Consider the following 17,340-nt stretch of genomic DNA (forward strand, 5'->3'; position numbering starts at 1 on the left):
ACCTTCAGTTATCGAACGTGCCTTGATACTCCGGCGCGGCGTCGGATCGCGTGTTCAGTTCGAACATGACGCCGCCCGGCGCGCGGCAAAAGAAGCGCGAGCCGCGCCCGTTGTTGAAGATATCCGTCTCCATCTCCACGCCCTCGCTTTTGAAGCGCTCGTAGAGGGCGCGCACGTCATCGAGAGTCGGCAGTTCGAAGCCCACGTGAAACGCGCGCGGCCAGTGGGGCGCATCGTCGCGCGCGTGATCGATCACCACGTCGAAACCGGGGCGCTTGAGGATGCACGAACGGTCCCAGGTGCCTGCAATCGTAAAGCCTAGATAGTGCTCGAAGAAGCGCGCGGTCGCGGCGGTATCGGCGGAAGGAAAGCTGAGGTGATTGAGCTTCATGCCTTGAATGGCGTCTGTCATCGTCGGTCTCTCTGGTTGAATGTGGACGACTTCAGAATATAAGCAAAAGCTCACATTCGATACTCGCATTGAAAAGGCCTGCCGCATGCGCCCGAACGCCAGCACCAGCGGCCATTCGCGCGATTCGGCTAGGCGCCCGCAATTCGCTTGCTCGCATTCAAACGTCGCCGCTTCTCGCCAGATAGCCGAAAACAGCGGCTCGCACACGGCGCTCCAGATCATCGAGATCGCGCTCGCCGCGTTCGCCGGCCGCATCGACCAGGCCGCGGATGATCGCGAGCAGATCGCCCGCCGCGACGTCGGGGCGCGCATGCCGCGGCGCGGCGCGGCCGACGATCGTCTCGGCCAGCGCCTCCATGTCGCCCTTCGCGACTTCATGGCGCAACGCGGGACGCCCCTCGGCGATATCGAGCAGGCGCGCGAGCATCGGACGCTGCAACTGCTGACGCACGGCCGCGCCGATGAAATACTCCAGCGCCGCCTTGCCGCTTCGCTTGGTCAGCGCATGCGAGGCGTCCTCATGAAAGCGCGTTGTCTCGCGATGGATCAGCGCGACGGTCAGCGCATCCTTGCCCGGAAAGTATTGATACAGCGAGCCGATGCTGACGCCCGCACGGCGCGCGACCGCATTCGTGTTGAAGCCCTCGAAGCCCTCGTTTTCGAGCACTTGCGCAGCCGCTTCGACGATGCTCGATACCGTCGCCTCGGAGCGTGACTGCGCCGGCGCCTTGCGAGGCCGAAGGGCTTTGCGCGATGGACGTGGACTCATTCATATTCTCGTTCGACATGCCGTGCCCGATTGTACAAAGCCCGGTCGAGCACGTTTCCCAGCGACCTGCTAACCTCGCTCGAATCGATCGATCGAGCCAGAAGGAGCGTGACGCATGAGCGCATTACCGGAATACGAGCCGCCCAACGTTTGGACATGGAACAAGGAAAACGGCGGCCGCTTCGCCAACATCAACCGCCCTGTCTCGGGGCCGACGCATGAGAAAGCGCTACCGGTCGGCCGGCATCCGCTGCAACTCTATTCGCTCGCCACGCCCAACGGCGTGAAAGTCACCGTGATGCTCGAAGAACTGCTCGCGCTCGGCCATCGCGGCGCCGAATACGATGCATGGCTTATTCGAATCGGCGATGGCGAGCAGTTCGGCAGCGGCTTCGTCGAGGCCAATCCGAATTCGAAGATTCCGGCGCTCGTGGATCGCAGCGGTCCCGTGCCCACGCGCGTTTTCGAATCGGGCGCGATCCTGCTTTATCTCGCGGAAAAGTTCGGCGCATTCGTGCCGAAGGACGCGGCCAAACGCGCGGAATGCCTGTCCTGGCTCTTCTGGCAAATGGGCAGCGCGCCCTATCTCGGCGGCGGTTTCGGCCACTTCTATGCCTATGCGCCGAGCAAGATGGAATATCCGATCGACCGCTTCACGATGGAAGTGAAGCGTCAGTTAGATGTGCTCGACAAGCGTCTCGCCGACAGCGCGTATATCGCCGGCGACGACTATACGATCGCCGATATCGCGATCTTTCCGTGGTACGGCGGCCTCGTGAATGGCTGGCTGTACGACGCGGCCGAGTTCCTCTCCGTGCATGAATACCGGCACGTTCGCCGCTGGGCCGATGCCATCGGCGCGCGTCCCGCCGTGCAGCGCGGCCGCATGGTGAACCGCACGTTCGGCGAGCCGTCGAGCCAGTTGCACGAGCGTCATGACGCGTCGGACTTCGAAACGCGCACGCAGGACAAGCTCTCCACCGAAAAGTAACGTTCCATTGAACGGCGCGATCTTCGCTGCTTTGACGCGCCGTTTCCCCCACCTTGCTCAACCCCCGAAAGGAGGGTATTCGACAGCCGCGCATTGCATGAACATAAGGGCTTAATAAATTCTCCAAGAAAGCGGCATGAACCGCAGAAAAGCCCGCCTGACCGACGCTCGACGACTTGCCCTCACAGACGCCGACATCGCGCATCTGCGAGTGGCGATCGAATCGTCCATGCGTGACGATCATCCCGCGCTTCCGCCGGCCTACTGGCGCAGTCGTCTGACGAAGCTTCTGCGCGACGACAATCTCCTGACCACGCAGATGAAGCAGATCACGGAACTGCTCGATCGGCTTGAAGCAGGGCAATAATTGCTTCGTCATCCTCATTGAAACCGCGTATCACGAAGCGGTCGTTCTGACCGCTATCCGTACAAAGCATTGCAGCCTGTGTGTTCTTTCTTTCATACCGGAATGATTCTCGTTATACTCTGCGCCGCACCGGTATTACGAATTGTTACGAATCACGCGCTTAAATCGCGCGAATCCTGAAAGAAGAGAAATGCTCGCCGATCCGTGTCTGCGCGTGAAATCGCGCTCGAAGTCGCCCAACAACAGGCTCAATCAACTCGCCGCCGCTGCCGCGCTGGCCTTTTTCATACAGCCTACGGGCGCGGCGGCGCAGGAAGCCGAAGCGGTGAAAGCGGGCGCATCCGACGAAAAGACGACTACGCTCGACGCCATCAACGTTTCTTCCGACTGGCTTGGAACCGGTTTGCAGACGAGCGCGAAGACGTTTCCGGGCGCGCGCACCATCGTCGATAAGACGGAAATCGAGCAATCGGGCGCGACCAGTATCGGCGATGTGATGCGCCGCATTCCCGGCGTGCAGTCCACCGACAACTCCGGCACGGCGGGCAGCGCGATCTCGCTGAACATCGGCGTGCGCGGGTTGACGGGCCGCTACACGCCGCGCTCGACCGTGCTGCTCGACGGCATTCCGCTCGCCGTCGCGCCTTACGGGCAGCCGCAGCTTTCGTTCGCGCCGATCAGCCTCGGCAATATCGAAACGATCGACGTCGTGCGCAGCGGCGGCTCGGTGCGTTACGGCCCGCAGAACGTGGGCGGCGTCATCAACTTCCGCACGCGCGACATCCCGACGACGCCGGGTCTCACGGCGGATGCCTCGGTGCGCGGCAACTTCTACACCACGGGCGGCGGCGCCAACGCGCAATACTCGACCTTCCTCGGCACGCAGATGGACAACGGTCTCGGCGTCGCCCTGCTCTACTCCGGCATGCATGGCCGCGATTGGCGCGAAGGCAGCGACGAGCGTCTCAACGATCTGCAACTGAAGTGGCGCTTCGAGCTCTCGCCGACCTCCGAGCTCTACGGCAAGTTCTCGTACTACGACGTGACCTCGCGCACGCCGGGCGGCCTCACGGTCGCGCAATACGAAGAGAATCCGTTTCAGAACACGCGTCCGACCGATTACTGGACGGGCGAGCGCAAGGCCGTCGATATCGGCTATCTGAATACGTTCTCGCCGAACTCGGAGTTCGAGATCCGCACGTTCTACAACGAAAGCAATCGCAGCAGCGTGCTCATCAACAGCGCGGGCACGCAGTTGCAGTACCAGCCGCGCAACTACAACACGTTCGGCATCGAGCCGCATTACACGCAGCGTTTCACGCTCGGTCCGGTGCAGCAGGACGTGACGGTCGGCTACCGCTATATCCGCGAGCGCGGCGACGACAACAGCTACAACCAGACCATTGCGACCGGCGCGTTCGGGCCGACGACGACCTTCGACAACACGACGGATGCGCACGCGTTCTACCTCGACGATCGCATCGCGTGGGGACGCTGGCGTCTGACGCCGGGTCTGCGCTTCGAGCACATCGAATCGACGCGCTACAACGTCTCGCTGAATCAGAACTACGAGACGACCAACAACAAGCCGCTTCCGGCCGTGAATCTGTCGTATCTCGCGAGCCCCGCGCTCACGCTCTTCACGGACTACAGCACCTCGTTCGGGCCGGTGCAGAACCTGCAACTGAACTCGCAATCGGCTTCGAACCCGCTGCAGCCTGAAGTCGCGAAGACCTTCGAGCTCGGTGCGCGCTGGAGCAGCAAGCAATTGCATGCCGAAGTGACGGCGTTCAACATGCGCTTCGACAACCAGATTCTTCAGACGCCGGGCGTCGTGCCGCCGACCTTCCAGAACATCGGCGCGACGAAGCATCAGGGCATCGAAACGGCCATCGATTACGCGTTCTCGAAAGACACCGTGCTTGCCGGCCTCGACGTGTACGCGAACTTCACGTATACGAAGGCGATCCAGGAATCCGGCCCGACCGCGGGCAACGACGTGCCGTTCTACTCGCGCATCACCGACACGATGGGCCTTCGCTATCAGAAGGCCGACTGGACCTTCAACTTCTCGACGACGCATCAGAGCTCGCAGTATTCCGACTTGCAGAACACCGTGGCCGAGCCGCCCGATGCAAGCACCGGCCGCGTGCCGGGCTTTCGCGTGTGGGATATTCAGGCGGACTGGAAAATCCCCGGCTGGAAAGGCAGCGACGTGACGATCGGCATCAACAATCTGTTCGACAAGCGCTATTACACGCGCAACGTTGACGGCAATGCGGGCCGCATGGTCGGCGCGCCGCGCATGGTCTATGTCCAGGGTCACTTCGTCTACTGATCGCGTGAGCGCCATGTCCCCTCCGGCTTCGCGCGCCAAGGCAGGCCTGCCGCGCCTGCGCCGCTACTGGCTCACCGGCCACCGCTGGCTCGCGCTCACGGCGGGCTGGCTGCTCGCGCTCGCCGGACTGACCGGCGCGCTGCTGATGATCGGCGTGCCCATCGACGAGATCGTGCATCGCGATCTGTATGAAGTCGCGCGTTCGGGCAACGCAGAACCGATGCCGCTCGACGCGGTGCGCGAGCGTATCGACGCGCGCTTCGGCCCGCGCGCCGTGGCGTCGTTCAGATTGCCGCGCACGCCGCATGCGAGTCTCGCGGTGAACGTGCGCGGCACGTGGGACGGCACCGTCTACATCGATCCGTATTCGGGCGATGAACTCGGCCGCATCGGTCAGAACGAAGGCTTCGTCAACTTCGTCTTCAACCTGCATAGTTCGCTCGCGTGGGGCTCGACCGGCAAGGCGATACTCGCGTGCGTGGCGCTCTGCTATCTCTTCATGTTGATGACGGGCATCGTGCTGTGGTGGCCGCGTCCCGGCATGCCCGCGTTCAGGCTCGAACTGCGGCGCGGAAAAACGCTCGCGCTGTACGACCTGCATCGCGCGGGCGGCGCGGCGCTCGGGCTCGTCATTGCGGTGTCGGTGGCGACGGGGGCGTTCATGGCGTATCGGCCTATCGGCGCATGGATCAGCGCGCTTGCCGGTGTGCAGCCGGCGCGCGCGCCGACGTTCGCGCCGCATGAACGCATGGCGATGTTGCCGCTCGATGTGCTCGTCGCCCGCGCGCGCGAGCGCTTTCCGGATGCGCAGCCGAGCCTGCTGCAAATGCCCGGCAAAGCCGGCCAGCCGATGCGCGTTCGCCTGCACGCGCCCGACGATCCGCATCCGAACGGCCTGACTTCGGTATCGCTCGATCCCTACACCGGCAAGGTGCTGCTCGCGCAACGATGGAACGAACTCGATCCCGGCGCACGCGCGGCTTCGGTGATCTATCCGCTGCATACCGGCGAAATCGGCGGCGTGCCGTTGAAGACGCTCTTCGGCGTGGGCGGCTGCGCGCTCTTTGGCCTTTGCGTGACAGGCGTCTGGCAATGGCTGCGCCGCCGCAAAAGGCGCAACGCCGCCGCTTAGAGCACGCCTAGCAGCGCTTTGGGCTCCAGAAACGCTTCGAGTCCGAACGTGCCGTACTCGCGCCCGATGCCCGATTGCTTGAATCCGCCGAACGGCGCGGCCGGCTCGTGCGCGAGCGTGTTGACGAGCACGCGTCCCGCTTCGATGCGCGACGCCACCGCCTGCGCTCGCGCTGCGTCCGACGAAGCGACGTAGGCCTGCAAGCCATAGGGCGTATCGTTGGCGATCGCGATCGCCTCTTCGACATCGCGATACGCGATGATCGACAGCACCGGCCCGAAAATTTCCTCGCGCGCGATTGTCATGTCGTTGGTCACATCGCTGAAGAGTGTCGGCCGCACGAACCATCCCGCGCCAACACGGTCTGGTCGACCTTCGCCGCCTGCGATCAGACGCGCGCCTTCGTCGATGCCGATACGAATGTAGCGCTGCACGCGCTCCCATTGTTTGCGGCTCACCATCGGTCCGATGCTCGTGCGCGGGTCGCGCGGATCGCCCGATTGAATCCGTGCGACGGCGCTCACGATCTTCTCTTCGAACTCCGCGAGGCGCGCGCGCGGCACGAGAATGCGCGTGCCGGCAATGCACGCCTGGCCGCTGTTCATGAAGCCCGCGTCGAGCGCGAGCGGCACCGCGTGATCGAAGTCGGCATCGTCGAGCACGATCATCGGCGACTTGCCGCCAAGTTCCAGCGTCACGCGCTTGAGCGTCTCGGCAGCGGTGCGCAGAATCGTCTTGCCGACGACGGTCGAACCGGTGAACGACAGCTTCGCCACGTCCGAATGCGCGCTGATTTCCGCGCCCACCGTCTCGCCGCGACCCGTGACGATGTTGAACACGCCCGCAGGCAATCCCGCTTCATGCAGCGCTTCGGTCACGATGCGCGTCTGCATCGCGCTCATCTCGCTCGGCTTGATGACCGCCGTGCAGCCAGCGGCGAGCGCCGCCGCGAGCTTGCCGCAGATAAAGCCCGCATCGCTGTTCCACGGCGTGATCAGGCCCGCGACGCCGAGCGGCTCCATTACCACTTTCGCACTGCCGGCCTCGCGCACGAACGCATAGTCTTCGAGCACGTTCGCCGCCTGAAGCAACACGTTGCTCGCGTGCTGCGCCATCCAGCGCCCGCGCGAAACCGGCGCGCCGTATTCCTCGACGATAGCCTCGAACAACGCATCTTCCTTCGCGACGACGGCCGCATGCATGCGTCTGAGCATGTCGATGCGTTCGCGCTTGTGTGTCCGCGAGAACGCGGGAAACGCGCGCTTCGCGGCGGCGATGGCGTGGCGCGCATCGTCGGCATCGGCGAGTCGAACGCGGCCGATCACCTGCTCCGTGGCCGGATTGAACAGCTCGAAAAGCTCGCTGCCGTGCGGCGTGACGAACGCGCCGTCGATATAAATGGTGTCGATGATCTGCATGATGGGTTCGCTGATTCGGTATCCGGTCACGAAGATAAGGCGTTTGCATTGATTCGACTAGACGTACAATCCGGCATGCCGTTTTGAACGATTTAGCATAATGAAAACGTCGGGTCTTGCCGAACTGGAAGCCGTTCTGGCCGTTGCGCGCCATCGCAGCTTTCGCGCGGCGGCAAGCGAATTGAGCGTCTCGACATCGGCGCTCAGTCACGCGATCGCCGCACTCGAAGCGCGCATCGGCGTGCGGCTTTTCAACCGGACGACGCGCAGCGTGTCGCTCTCCGAAGCGGGCGCGCAGTTCGTGCAGAACGTCGCACCCGCGCTCACCACGATCCGCGATGCGCTCGAACAGGCGGGCAGCTTTCGCGACACGCCTTCGGGCACACTGCGCATCAATACATCGGTGGGCGCGGCGCATCAGGTGATGCCGGTCTTCATCGCGTTTCTGGCGCGCTATCCCGACATGAAGCTCGATATCGTCACCGAAGGCCGGCTGATCGATATCGTCGTCGAAGGATTCGATGCGGGCATTCGTCTGCTCGAAACCGTGCCGCAGGACATGATCGCGGTACCGTTCGGCGAGCGGCAGCGATTCGCGGTCGTGGGCAGCCCGGACTATTTCGCGCGGCACAAGCCGCCGCGCACGCCGGCGCATCTTGCGGCCCATCGCTGCATCCGCAGCCGCATGCCGAGCGGTTCGATCTATCAATGGGAATTCGAGCGGCATGGCGAGGCGGTACGCATCGACGGCGAGGGCGCGCTGACGCTCGACGAACCCGGACTGATGCTCGCGGCGGCACGCGCGGGCCTGGGCCTCGCGTATCTGACCGAATGGAACGTCGCCGCCGATCTCGCGGCGGGCACGCTCGTGCGCGTGCTCGAAGACTGGACCCCGCCGCTCGACGGACTATGCCTCTACTATCCGGGCCGGCGTCATGCGCCCGCCGGGCTGCGTGCACTGACAGAGATGATCCGCGAACACGCCGATGCGAAACGCCGGCCAGCGGCCAGGAAAAAGCCGTCTCGCTAAGAGGAGAATCTGCTGCGCCCGCCATGCGAAATGACAGAAGGGACTATTCGAAAACTTGCCGCATACAAGATGTTTTTTCTGCTGTCCGGTTTACTTCTACATCAGAACAAAGTAATCTTTCCCCGCTGAGTTGTTCCCGGCAAGCCATTGCCCCGGGTGAGCGTCTATCGCTCGACAGTCAGAAGTTTTGACATCCCACGTGCATGTTTCAATGCACATCTTACCGATGACCGACCTTTGAAGTTTCCCGGTCATCACAATGCGCGGTTCGTTCGGATTACTGACGATCTGACGCTCTATTTCCGAATTCGGTCGCAAACGCGTCCGCCATTCGCATCGCTTGTCCGACGCCGAAAAAGCTATCGGAGTGCGCTTGTCCGTTAGTCATACTAATTGATATGAACAATAGAAACGCTTTCTTTTCCTTTCACTCCATTGCCGCGGCGCTCCTCGCCAGCGTGATGCTCGCCGCATGCGGCGGCGACAACAGCGCCGTCGACAGCGCCGCGACCGGCAAGGACGCCGCGTCGCCGAAATCCACCGCGAAAGCCGCGAGCGGCAGCGGCGCCATCTTCTATGGCATGAACGGCCATAACACCAACGGCGGCGCTTACGACGCCACCAGCCCGGAGACGCAACTCGCGCAATTGAAGGAACTCGGCGCGACGATCTATCGCAACGACGTGTACAGCCAGACATCGGCGAACATGCTCGCGGGCATCGCGAAGACGATGGAAGACGGCGGCGTGACCATGTATCCGGTCATGCTCCTGACACTCAACTACGACAGCGAGAACGACGCCTACAACGCAGGCTTCAAACTCGGCCAGCAGACCGCGAACAGCTACCGCTACAAGTACTACGAGGTCGGCAACGAACTGGAAGCGAAGGCGCTCAACGGCAATGTGGACGGCACCGTCTGGCATCAGTACAACAATTGGACGTACATGCTCGCGCGCGGCGTGATCCGCGGCATGATCGCGGGCGTGAAGTCGGTCGATGGTTCCGCGAAGATCGTGCTCGGCGGCACGTGGCTGCATACCGCGTTCTTCCAGATGCTCGCCGACGGCTCGCAGCCCGACGGCACCTGGGGCCATCCCACGGTAAGCTGGGACGTCACCTCGTGGCACTGGTATTCGAGCCAGGGCGACATCACGAACGCATGCGGCGGCACGGGTTGTCACGACGTGCTCCAGACGCTGCACAACATGGGCAAGCCGATCTGGATCAACGAGTTCGGCGTGCGCCCGGATTTCGGCTCGTATAACCAGATCGCGAGCTACATGACGGGCAACACGATGATGGCGCAATTCGCGAGCGTCGCATCGAAGTACAACATTCAGTCGATTCAGGGCTTCCAGCTTTACGACGACAGCGAAGGCAATTACGGTCTCGTCGAAGCCGACGGCGCGACGAAGAAGCCCGCGTACTGGGCGTACAAGACCTTCGTGCAGAACCATCCGATGTAAGAAAGGGAAAGGCGCGCGCGTTCAAGCATGCGCGCGCAGCCGCCGTTATCGCGACTTGCAGAACCGCATAACGACGAGGCAAGCGATGCAGATCAACCCCGCGGCCACGACCGCTTATACGCGCGCCGACGCGCCTTTCCCGCGCCGCCCCGCTTCCGCCGCGTCTTCGGATGCCGGCAGTGACGACACCATCGCGCCGCCGGCCGAAGCACCATCGTCCGTGAGCCGGACGGCATGCTCGCCGATCCGCTCCAGGAACTCGGTGCGGACATCGCCGCCTGTTTTCCCGAGGTTCTCCACGACGTGAATACGCCGACACGACAGCACTTCGCGTTGCGCCGCGCCGCCGGCCAGCGCGCCATCGCGATGACCGCGACCACCGAAGCGCCGAACACGGTGCGCCTGCTCGTCGTGCGTTGAGTGCATTCGCGACGGCGGCGACATGAACCGGACGCCCATCGCTCGCGCGCTCGCCGCCGCCGTCTCGTGCGCGCTGTCCGGCTGCACGTGGACGCTCATCACGGCCGCCGACGCCGCGGGCTCGCTCGTGCAGGCGGGCCTCAGCGTGGCATCGAGCTATTCGTCGCCGACCTCGGTGACGGGCGCGCCTGCCGCGCTGCAATCCGTCTGCATCGAACTCAACCGCAACGTCGCGACCGGCGACTTCGTGCCCGTGCTGCAAGTCGCGTTGCAGCGGCGCGGCGTCATGTCGATGGTCTATAACCCCGGCACCTCGCCGCCCGGCTGCGAGGCGCTGCTCGTCTATAGCGCGACGACCCGCTGGGACAAGCGCGCATTCAGCAGCGAACCGATGTCGTATCTGTCGGCGATCGATCTGACGCTCGTGCGGCAAGGCCAGATTCTCGTGACCGCGCGCTACGACACGAATGGCCTGAACATCGACCGCTTCGCGAGCGCGCGGCAAAAGCTCGATGCGCTCGTCGACCGGATGGTTGTCTCGCGCACACAGTGAAGCGCGCTTGCCTTACGGCATCTTTCCGATGCCACGGCCCGCGCGCAAGCGATGCTAATCTGCCCACGCTGTTGTTGACCGATCCCTCTTGCGGCTCGCCATCGTTCTTCGGGCGAGCCGTCTTTTTTTGCGCGGATCGGGACACGACACCGAAAGCATGGCCGTCTCCGCTGCCAGATGCTACAGTCCTCAAGTGGTCGGACCAGTGAGGCATGCCATGCTCGAAGACAATCATGAAGATGCGCTGCAGATCGCGGACGTCGTCGCCGGACGCATCGAAGGCCTGATCGTCGACGGCGTGCTCAAACCCGGCCAGGCGCTGCCTTCCGAGCGTCGCCTGACCGCGAAACTGGGCGTTTCGCGCTCCGCCGTGCGCGAGGGCCTGAAGGTGCTGCGCACGCGCGGGATCATCGAAACGTCGCATGGGCGCGGCTCGTTCGTCGCCGCGCTCACCACGCAACCCGCGCTCACGCCGATGATGCATCTGCTCGGCTCGCAGCCGCGCACGCTGTACGACATTTTCGAAGTGCGCGAGATGCTCGAAGCCGAATCCGCGCGGCTCGCGGCGCTGCGCGGCACGCAGGCGGATTTCGCGCTCATCACGCGCCGTTACGAGGAAATGCTGGCCGCGAACGAAAACGATGTGGGCGAAACCATGCGCGCGCGGCTCGACTACAACTTCCACCTGTCGATCAGCGAGGCCTCGCACAATCCGGTGCTCGTGCATACGCTCAGTTCACTCACCGATCTGCTGCTGAGCTCGGTCTTTGCGTCGGTCAACAATCTCTACCATCGCGAAGAGCAGAAGCGCGTCATCGACCGGCAGCACGCGCGGCTCTACAAGGCCGTGCTCGGCAAGCAGCCGGACCAGGCGCGCAAGGCCGCGAGCACGCATATCGCCACGACCACCGCCTGCCTGCGCGAAATCGAGGCGGAAGAGCAGCGTCTCGTGCGCGCCACGCTGCGGCTCAAGGGCTGGGAATGACGTGCGGCGCACGCGCGTGCCAAAGGCCGCGCGCGCTCGCCCCGCCTGATTCCGGCACGTTCCCGCCTCTGGCACGCCAAAATTAAGTGGTAGGACCAGTGGTCCAGTGTCTCGACAGTCTCCTGCCGGCACGGAACAATGCGCTCCAGTAAAGCCGGTAGCGGCGCCAGGCCGCACGAATCAGGAGACACTCGATGAACCCGCACACCCCATCCCCAGCCGTCACGACCGCGTTCGAAAACGCGACCTACGCCAAAGTGACGTGGCGGCTGCTGCCCTTTCTTTTCATCTGCTATGTCGCGGCGTATCTGGATCGCGTCAATGTCGGGTTCGCGAAGCTGCAAATGCTCAGCGACCTGAAGTTCAGCGAGTCCGTGTACGGGCTCGGCGCGGGCATCTTTTTCATCGGCTATTTTCTCTTCGAGGTGCCGAGCAATATCCTGCTGCATCGCGTGGGCGCGCGTGTGTGGATCAGCCGCATCATGATTACGTGGGCGCTCGTGTCCGCCGCGTCGCTGTTCGTCACGACGCCCGCGATGTTCTACACGCTGCGCTTTCTGCTGGGCGTCGCGGAAGCCGGCTTCTTTCCCGGCATCGTGCTCTATCTGACGTACTGGTATCCGTCGTCGCGGCGCGGGCGCATGAACGCGCTGTTCATGATCGGCATTCCGGTCGCGGGCGTGGTCGGCGGTCCGCTGTCGGGCTGGATCATGCAGGCGTTCAACGGCGTTCACGGCCTGTCGAACTGGCAATGGCTCTTCCTGCTCGAAGCGCTGCCCTCGCTCGTGCTCGGCGTGCTCACGCTCTTCATGCTGCCCAACGGCATCCGCGCCGCGTCGTGGCTCGACGACAAGGAGAAGCAACTTCTCGAAGACAACATCGCACGCGACGGATCCGCGGGCGCGGACCATTCGCTGCGGCACGTCGTGGCGAACGGCCGTGTGTGGCGGCTCGCGGCGATCTACTTCTGCTGCATGATGGGCCTCTACGGCGTGAGCTTCTATCTGCCGACGCTCATCAAGACCGCGGGCGTCAAGGACGCGTTCGATGTCGGCCTGCTGACCGCCGTGCCTTACGCCGTCGCGATCGTCTCGATGATGCTCGTCGCGCGCAGCTCCGACCGTCGCAACGAGCGCCGCTGGCATCTTGCGCTCGCGGCCGTCGCCGCGGCGGCGGGCTTCTATGCGAGCACGCTGCACACGGGCAATCTCACGCTCGCGCTGGTCACGCTGTCGATCGGCACGGCGGGCGTGCTGTCGATGATGCCGGTCTTCTGGACGCATCCGAGCAGCGTGCTGTCCGGCACGGCCGCCGCCGCCGGCATCGCGATGATCAACTCCATCGGCAATCTCGCCGGGTTCGTGAGCCCGTCGATCATCGGATGGATGAAGGACGTCACGCACAGCACGAACGCCGGCCTGGTCGTCGTCGCGGGGGCGCTCGTCGTCGGCGCGGCGCTCACGCTCACGCAGCGCGCGGCGTCACCGGCTGAGCAGACGTCTTCGGAACCGCATCGGGCCTGAGGTCATCATGTCCGCCACCGCTTCCTCGGCGCTTCCGTTCGCGGATACGCGCGAGAGTCTGCTGCATTCGCTCGGCGATATCGTCGGCGCGCGCAACCTGCTCACCGGCGACGGAGAAACTCGCCGCTATCGCACGGGCTACCGCTTCGGCGCCGGCCGCGTGCTGGCGGTGGTGCGCCCCGGCACGCTCGTCGAGCAATGGCGCGTGCTCGCGGCGTGCGTCGCCGCGAGCACGATCGTCATCACGCAGGCGTCGAACACCGGGCTCACCGGCGGCTCGACGCCCGACGGCGACGACTACGACCGCGATATCGTCATCGTCAGCACGACGCGTATCAGGCGCGTGCATCTCATCAGGGACGGCAAGCAGGTCGTCTGCATCGGCGGCGCGACGCTCGATCAGCTCGAACGCGCGCTCAAGCCGCTCGGACGCGAGCCGCATTCGGTGATTGGCTCCTCGTGCATCGGCGCGTCGGTGCTGGGCGGCATCAGCAACAATTCGGGCGGCTCGCTCGTGCATCGCGGACCGGCTTATACGGAGATGGCCGTGTTCGCCGCCGTCGATGCATCCGGTTCGCTACGGCTCGTGAATCATCTTGGCATCGAGCTCGGCGGCACGCCCGAAGAGATGCTCTCGCGCATCGAAAACGGCGCATTCGCCGATGCCGACATACGCGAAGGCGCGGCGGCGTCGGATCACGAATACGCGGCCCACGTGCGCGATATCGATGCGCCCACGCCCGCGCGCTTCAATGCCGACCCGCGGCGTCTTTTCGAGGCATCCGGCTCCGCGGGCAAGGTGATGACCTTCGCGGTGCGCCTCGATACCTTCGCCGCCGAGAAAGGCGCGAAGGTGTTCTACATCGGCACGAACGATACGGCCGTGCTCACGGAGATTCGCCGCCACGCGCTCGCCGGCTTCACGCATCTGCCGATCGCGGGCGAGTATCTTCATCGCGATGCGTTCGATATCGCGCGCGATTACGGCAAGGACCTGTTCGTCATCATCGACCGGTTCGGCACGGATCGGCTGCCTGCGTTCTTCAATCTCAAGACGCGTTGCGATGCGTGGTTCGAGCGCCTGGGCTTCATGCCGAAGCATCTGAGCGATCGCGTGCTGCAATGGGTGAGCACGTTGCTGCCGGATCATCTGCCTGCGCGGCTCGTCGCGTACCGCGAGCAGTACGAGCATCATTTGATGCTGAAAGTGCCGGCGGCGGGCATCGACGAAGCGCGCGCGTTTCTGTCGGCGCGATTCGCGGATGGCGGCGGCGCGTATTTCGAATGCAGCGATGAAGAAGGCCGCAAGGCGTTTCTGCATCGCTTCGCCGCGGCGAGCGCGGCGGTGCGCTATCGCGCGGTGCATCATCGCGAAGTGGAAGATATCGTCGCGCTCGACATCGCGTTACGGCGCAACGACCGCGACTGGTTCGAGCGATTGCCGGACAAGATCGAGCGGCCGATCGTGAAGAAGCTGTATTACGGGCACTTTCTGTGTCACGTGTTTCATCAGGACTACATCGTCGCGAAGGGCAACGACTGCATGGCGCTCGAACACGAGATGCTCGACCTGCTCGATACGCGCGGGGCCGAATATCCCGCCGAGCATAACGTCGGGCATCTCTATGAAGCGAAGCCCGCGCTTGCCGCGTTTTACCAGCAGCTCGATCCGTGCAACTGCTTCAATCCGGGGATCGGGAAGATGTCGAAGTTTGCGGGGTATCGGGAAAGCGTGGGGATTTAGGCAACCAGCTTCGCCCGCAACATCCCCACATCCGCCGCACTCACGGACAACCCCTGCGCGAGATAGTTGCTCAACGTGCCGAACCCGCGATGCATCTCGTCGAACGCCGCTTCGATCGTCGCGCTTTGCGCGCGATACAGCGGCGCGACCGTTTGCCTATCCATGCCAATGCGCGCGGCATGCGCCGCCATACGCGCCTCGATCTGCGTCTGCGCCGCCGTGTTCGTCAGCAGATAGTCCTGAATGTTCACATCGAGCGGCACATCGGCGATGGCCAGCAGAAGCGCCGCCGCCCAGCCGGTGCGGTCCTTGCCCGCCGTGCCGTGAACCACCTGCGGCCCGGACACGCGCGCGAGCCGCGTCAGCAGCACGCCGAATTGCAGACGCGCGACCGGATCCGTCACGAACTGGCGCTGCTGCTCGCTCATCCACGCGCTCGCGGCGGCGGCATCGGCGGGCATGGCGGCCGCGGCGTCGATCGGCGCGACTTCGTGCGTCTCGCGCACCGCGTTCGCGGGCACGCGATCCGGCGCAAGCGCCGCTTCCGCGACCACGCGCAGATCGTGCACCGCGCGCAAGGACAATCGCGCGAGCGCACGCGCGTCCGCATCATCGGCCGTGAGCGCGCCCGATCGATAGAACACGCCGCGCCGCAGCCGGCGGCCATCGACGGTCGGATAACCTTCGCCCACGCCCGCGACATCACGGAAGTTTTCGACGGACGCGAGCTTCGGCGTGTCGGCCACGGGCTCGTCGCCGCCCGCGCCGCTCGCGCCGCCGCATGCGGAGAGCAGCGCGCCCGCGCCAAGCGTCGTCGAAAGCAGCGCGCCTCGAAGGAAAGCGCGGCGCGACAGCGGCGCCGCATGCAGAGACGAAACGATGTTCATGTTGCTTCGACAGGAATGACGATGCGCACGACAAGCCCGCCGCCCTCGGCATTGCCGATCTCGCAGCGGCCACGCCGTTCGCGCGCGAGGCGCTCGACAATGGCGAGGCCAAGGCCGCAATGCCCGTTGCCGCTGCGCGCGGGATCGAGCCGCACGAAGGGCCGCAACGCATCGCCGAGGCGCTCGTCGGGAATGCCGGGTCCGTGATCGCGCACTTCGATGCGCCACTCGCCGCCTTCGCGCGCCGTGCGAATATCGACCGGCGGCTCGCCATGCTCAAGCGCGTTGTCGACGAGATTGGTCATCAGCCGGTCGATGAAGGTGCGCGGCAGACGGAACGCATCGCCCGCTTCGAGGGACAGCGCGAAGAGCGGCGCATCGCCATCTTCGGGCGAAGCGAACTGTTCCGCGATGAACGCATCGACGCCGGTATCCGTGCTTTCGGACGACGAGCGCCCCGCGAATTCCAGAAACTGCTGCACGATGCGATTCATCGAATCGATATCGCGCAGGAAATGCGCGCGCTCGCGCTCGTCCTTCGCGAGCACAGTCGCGCGCAGCGAGAGGCGCGTGAGCGGCGCCTTCAGATCGTGCGCGATGCCGGCGAGCATCACGGCGCGGTCGTCGTCGGCATCGGTGAGCTTTTTCATCATCTGATTGAACGCGCCGATCAACTGGCGCAGCTCGCGCGGCCCGTTTTCATCGACGGGAACAGGGCGCTCGCCGCCGCCGAGACGGCGCGCCGCCTGCGCCACGCGCGCGAGCGGCCGCTGCAATTGCCAGGTCGCGAAGAGCGACAGCACGAGCGCGCCGACCAGCAGCACGAGCGCTTCCATCATGAACGGCGGGGGCGGCGGCAGGTCGATCGGCGCGACGATCCACACGTTGCTCGACGGATAACGCACCCAGAGCCGCGGCTTGTGATGGCCGTCGCTCTCGACGGCGATCTGCGCGCCTTGCGGCAAGCCATCGGCGATCTGGCGCGCGAGGTGCGCATGACGCGTCTTGCGCGGATCGCGCAGCGTCAGCGGCTCGGGCATGTTCCACACGGGCACGATATGCACGCGCGTCTCGCGCATGAGCCGCCCGCCGAGCGCGACATCGTTATGCGCCGCATCGAGCACGATCAAAAGCGCGCGCGCGTAGCCGTCCGCTTCCCGGTGCGGGCCCTGCACGTGCAGAATCGCGAACCAGCCGCCCTGCAGCGCGAGCAGCACGACGATCGACAGCAGCGCCATGCGTCCGAACAGCGTATCGATGAGTTGGCGCGGCGCGCGCATCATCGTGCTCATTGCGCTCATC

General features: G+C 64.5%; 16 protein-coding genes. 11 read left to right on the forward strand and 5 right to left on the reverse strand.

Going from position 1 to position 17,340, the window contains the following annotated elements; all coding sequences use genetic code 11:
• Positions 1–4: 4 nt before the first annotated feature.
• Both AWB70_RS22090 and AWB70_RS22095 read right to left on the reverse strand, forming a co-directional pair.
• Positions 5–412: a VOC family protein gene (locus AWB70_RS22090; RefSeq protein ID WP_233409192.1), complete on the reverse strand. Its 408-nt coding sequence runs from the start codon at positions 410–412 to the stop codon at positions 5–7.
• Between the two features lie 157 nt (positions 413–569).
• The gene (locus AWB70_RS22095) at positions 570–1,181 is read right to left on the reverse strand and encodes a TetR/AcrR family transcriptional regulator (protein WP_053570987.1); all 612 of its coding nucleotides are present in this window, start codon (positions 1,179–1,181) and stop codon (positions 570–572) included.
• A gap of 115 nt (positions 1,182–1,296) precedes the next feature.
• On the opposite strand from AWB70_RS22095, the gene yghU reads away from it, so the two are divergent.
• The 4 genes from yghU (at position 1,297) to AWB70_RS22115 (ending at position 6,009) form a co-directional block, all read left to right on the forward strand.
• Positions 1,297–2,172 (forward strand): glutathione-dependent disulfide-bond oxidoreductase, encoded by an 876-nt coding sequence (gene yghU, locus AWB70_RS22100; RefSeq protein ID WP_014194066.1) that lies wholly within the window; start codon positions 1,297–1,299, stop codon positions 2,170–2,172.
• A gap of 136 nt (positions 2,173–2,308) precedes the next feature.
• Positions 2,309–2,539: a hypothetical protein gene (locus AWB70_RS22105; protein ID WP_014194065.1), complete on the forward strand. Its 231-nt coding sequence runs from the start codon at positions 2,309–2,311 to the stop codon at positions 2,537–2,539.
• A 190-nt stretch (positions 2,540–2,729) separates the two neighbouring features.
• Positions 2,730–4,877: a TonB-dependent receptor family protein gene (locus AWB70_RS22110; RefSeq protein WP_053570986.1), complete on the forward strand. Its 2,148-nt coding sequence runs from the start codon at positions 2,730–2,732 to the stop codon at positions 4,875–4,877.
• Between the two features lie 13 nt (positions 4,878–4,890).
• Entirely contained in the window at positions 4,891–6,009 is a 1,119-nt protein-coding gene (locus tag AWB70_RS22115) for a PepSY-associated TM helix domain-containing protein (RefSeq protein WP_053570985.1), read from the forward strand.
• Here AWB70_RS22115 and AWB70_RS22120 read toward each other — a convergent pair.
• Positions 6,006–7,427 carry an aldehyde dehydrogenase family protein gene (locus tag AWB70_RS22120; RefSeq protein WP_053570984.1) on the reverse strand — a complete coding sequence of 474 codons (1,422 nt, stop codon included), beginning with the start codon at positions 7,425–7,427 and terminating at the stop codon, positions 6,006–6,008. The genes AWB70_RS22115 and AWB70_RS22120 overlap by 4 nt on opposite strands.
• A gap of 100 nt (positions 7,428–7,527) precedes the next feature.
• On the opposite strand from AWB70_RS22120, the gene AWB70_RS22125 reads away from it, so the two are divergent.
• From AWB70_RS22125 to dld, 7 genes are all read left to right on the forward strand, one after another.
• On the forward strand, positions 7,528–8,457 hold the full coding sequence (locus tag AWB70_RS22125) for a LysR family transcriptional regulator (RefSeq protein WP_053570983.1): 930 nt from the start codon (positions 7,528–7,530) through the stop codon (positions 8,455–8,457).
• Between the two features lie 398 nt (positions 8,458–8,855).
• A complete protein-coding gene (locus AWB70_RS22130; RefSeq protein ID WP_053570982.1) occupies positions 8,856–9,926 on the forward strand; it encodes a lipopolysaccharide biosynthesis protein in 1,071 nt (356 codons plus the stop codon).
• A gap of 234 nt (positions 9,927–10,160) precedes the next feature.
• Positions 10,161–10,346: a hypothetical protein gene (locus tag AWB70_RS38395; protein ID WP_053570981.1), complete on the forward strand. Its 186-nt coding sequence runs from the start codon at positions 10,161–10,163 to the stop codon at positions 10,344–10,346.
• Between the two features lie 22 nt (positions 10,347–10,368).
• Positions 10,369–10,899, forward strand: coding sequence for a hypothetical protein (locus tag AWB70_RS22140; RefSeq protein WP_014194057.1), 531 nt, complete (start codon positions 10,369–10,371; stop codon positions 10,897–10,899).
• 217 nt (positions 10,900–11,116) lie between these two features.
• The gene (gene glcC / locus AWB70_RS22145; protein WP_014194056.1) at positions 11,117–11,884 is read left to right on the forward strand and encodes a transcriptional regulator GlcC; all 768 of its coding nucleotides are present in this window, start codon (positions 11,117–11,119) and stop codon (positions 11,882–11,884) included.
• 194 nt (positions 11,885–12,078) lie between these two features.
• Positions 12,079–13,407, forward strand: coding sequence for an MFS transporter (locus AWB70_RS22150; protein WP_053570980.1), 1,329 nt, complete (start codon positions 12,079–12,081; stop codon positions 13,405–13,407).
• A gap of 7 nt (positions 13,408–13,414) precedes the next feature.
• On the forward strand, positions 13,415–15,151 hold the full coding sequence (gene dld / locus AWB70_RS22155; RefSeq protein WP_053570979.1) for a D-lactate dehydrogenase: 1,737 nt from the start codon (positions 13,415–13,417) through the stop codon (positions 15,149–15,151).
• On the opposite strand, the gene AWB70_RS22160 is transcribed toward dld, so the two are convergent.
• The gene (locus AWB70_RS22160) at positions 15,148–16,038 is read right to left on the reverse strand and encodes a tyrosine-protein phosphatase (protein WP_053570978.1); all 891 of its coding nucleotides are present in this window, start codon (positions 16,036–16,038) and stop codon (positions 15,148–15,150) included. The genes dld and AWB70_RS22160 overlap by 4 nt on opposite strands.
• Positions 16,035–17,339, reverse strand: a complete 1,305-nt coding sequence (locus AWB70_RS22165; RefSeq protein ID WP_445344319.1) for an ATP-binding protein — start codon at positions 17,337–17,339, stop codon at positions 16,035–16,037. Before AWB70_RS22165 ends, AWB70_RS22160 begins: the two co-directional genes overlap by 4 nt.
• Position 17,340: the final 1 nt, after the last annotated feature.

It is taken from the genome of Caballeronia cordobensis, from assembly GCF_001544575.2.
In the GTDB taxonomy this organism is placed as follows: domain Bacteria; phylum Pseudomonadota; class Gammaproteobacteria; order Burkholderiales; family Burkholderiaceae; genus Caballeronia; species Caballeronia cordobensis.

Excerpts from the sequence above, each read along its gene's own strand:
- AWB70_RS22150 (WP_053570980.1), top strand. The coding sequence starts at position 12,079 with ATGAACCCGCACACCCCATCCCCAGCCGTCACGACCGCGTTCGAAAAC.
- AWB70_RS22120 (WP_053570984.1), bottom strand. The coding sequence starts at position 7,427 with ATGCAGATCATCGACACCATTTATATCGACGGCGCGTTCGTCACGCCG.
- AWB70_RS22165 (WP_445344319.1), bottom strand. The coding sequence starts at position 17,339 with ATGAGCGCAATGAGCACGATGATGCGCGCGCCGCGCCAACTCATCGAT.
- AWB70_RS22105 (WP_014194065.1), top strand. The coding sequence starts at position 2,309 with ATGAACCGCAGAAAAGCCCGCCTGACCGACGCTCGACGACTTGCCCTC.
- AWB70_RS22160 (WP_053570978.1), bottom strand. The coding sequence starts at position 16,038 with ATGAACATCGTTTCGTCTCTGCATGCGGCGCCGCTGTCGCGCCGCGCT.
- AWB70_RS38395 (WP_053570981.1), top strand. The coding sequence starts at position 10,161 with ATGCTCGCCGATCCGCTCCAGGAACTCGGTGCGGACATCGCCGCCTGT.
- AWB70_RS22095 (WP_053570987.1), bottom strand. The coding sequence starts at position 1,181 with ATGAGTCCACGTCCATCGCGCAAAGCCCTTCGGCCTCGCAAGGCGCCG.
- AWB70_RS22110 (WP_053570986.1), top strand. The coding sequence starts at position 2,730 with ATGCTCGCCGATCCGTGTCTGCGCGTGAAATCGCGCTCGAAGTCGCCC.
- yghU (WP_014194066.1), top strand. The coding sequence starts at position 1,297 with ATGAGCGCATTACCGGAATACGAGCCGCCCAACGTTTGGACATGGAAC.
- glcC (WP_014194056.1), top strand. The coding sequence starts at position 11,117 with ATGCTCGAAGACAATCATGAAGATGCGCTGCAGATCGCGGACGTCGTC.
- AWB70_RS22125 (WP_053570983.1), top strand. The coding sequence starts at position 7,528 with ATGAAAACGTCGGGTCTTGCCGAACTGGAAGCCGTTCTGGCCGTTGCG.
- dld (WP_053570979.1), top strand. The coding sequence starts at position 13,415 with ATGTCCGCCACCGCTTCCTCGGCGCTTCCGTTCGCGGATACGCGCGAG.
- AWB70_RS22140 (WP_014194057.1), top strand. The coding sequence starts at position 10,369 with ATGAACCGGACGCCCATCGCTCGCGCGCTCGCCGCCGCCGTCTCGTGC.
- AWB70_RS22130 (WP_053570982.1), top strand. The coding sequence starts at position 8,856 with ATGAACAATAGAAACGCTTTCTTTTCCTTTCACTCCATTGCCGCGGCG.
- AWB70_RS22115 (WP_053570985.1), top strand. The coding sequence starts at position 4,891 with ATGTCCCCTCCGGCTTCGCGCGCCAAGGCAGGCCTGCCGCGCCTGCGC.
- AWB70_RS22090 (WP_233409192.1), bottom strand. The coding sequence starts at position 412 with ATGACAGACGCCATTCAAGGCATGAAGCTCAATCACCTCAGCTTTCCT.